General features: G+C 68.1%; 1 protein-coding gene. It reads left to right on the plus strand.

The features are described from left to right. Positions 1–111: 111 nt before the first annotated feature. Positions 112–1,557, plus strand: a 1,446-nt coding sequence (locus ACWD6R_RS40490; RefSeq protein WP_451823329.1) for an IS4 family transposase, incomplete at its 3' end; no start/stop codon positions are given.

Below are 1,557 nucleotides of genomic sequence, written 5' to 3' on the forward strand. Positions count from 1 at the left end.
CAACACCGGTGCGTTAGGGCTGTGACCTGCGATGCAACCCCGGTGTGAATGAGGAACGGGACCCCTGGTAGATCGTCTTGCGACCAAGCTCGAAGATCGTCGGGAGTCCCGTTGCAGGAGCAGTCTGTCATCACAGTGTCCGCGAAGATGGCGTCGGGGGTCCACGCGCCGGGGCATCTGGGCGAGCTGACCCAGATCGTGGACTTCGACCTCGTGGACGCCGTTCTCGCCGAGACCGGAGCACGGGAGAAGCGGATACGGCTGCTGCCGGCCCGGGTGATGGTCTACTTCGTCCTCGCGCTGGCGCTGTTCGAGCACTGCTCCTACCAGGCGGTGTGGGGCAAGCTGACCGTGCACCTGCCCGCTGCGGTCATCACACGTCCGGCGGTCTCCTCGCTCTCACGGGCCCGGCGCCGCCTGGGCGCCCGCCCGTTGAAGCTGTTGTTCGAGATATTGGCCGGGCCGGTCGGCGAGAAGAACCGGCCCGGTGTGCACTACCGGGGCCTGCGGACCGTCGCGATCGACGGCACCAGCCTGCACGTCCCCGAGGACAAGCAGATTCTCTGGCGCTATCCCAAGCGGGCCGGGGAGAAGATGGAGTTCGGCTACCCGCTGCTGCGGCTGCTGGTGATCGTCGAGTGCGGCACCCGGGCCCTGCTCGCCGCGGCCTTCGGCCCCGAGAGCGACGGCGAGACCACCTATGCCGCCGGGCTGTTGCACGTCCTGGACGACACGACGCTACTGCTGGCCGATGCCGGCTTCGACTCCCGCGACCTGCTGGAGAGAGTGCGAAGCACCGGAGCGCAGTTTTTGGTGCGCTCCGGTGCTTCGCGGTGTCCCACCGTCGTGCGCCGGCTGTCCGACGGTTCCTACCTCTCCCGGCTGAGCGGCCCCTACCGGGCCGGCCGGGGCTACTCGTCCCTGTCGGTGCGGGTGGTGGAGGCATGGATCACCGTCACCCTGGACGACGGCACGGTGCGCCGTGAGCAGTGGCGTCTGATCACCAGTCTGCTGGATCACGAGCGTTACCCCGCCGCCGAGTTGGTGGATCTTTACCACGAGAGGTGGCAGGTGGAGACCGCCTATTTCTCGATCAAGGCGAGCCTGCTGGACGGCCGGGTCCTGCGCTCCCGCAGCGTCGACGGCATCGACCAGGAGGTCTGGGCCCTGCTCGCCACCTACCAGGCCCTCATCCGAGCCGCCTCGGACGCCGTTGCCCACCGGCCCGACCTGGACATGGACCGCCTCAGCTTCACCGTCCTGCTCCAGACCGCCGCCGACACCGTGGTCACCGGACACGGCATCACCACCGGGAACGTCGACCTGGTCGGTGCGATCGGCACTGCCGCCCTGACCCGCCTCTGGCCCGCCCGCCGACGCCACCGCGTCAAGGCACGCAGCATCAAGAACTCGACCAGCAAATACGGCCCCAACGCCGGTAAACACCCCCAGAGAGCCCGAAGCTACACCGTCCACGCGGAGATCACGTTCATGGAGAACGGACTCGCTTCCCGGTCCCGGCACCCCTCTTCGGGAGAGTTGCGCCGCAGGTCACAG

This window comes from Streptomyces sp. NPDC005151 (assembly GCF_053599875.1).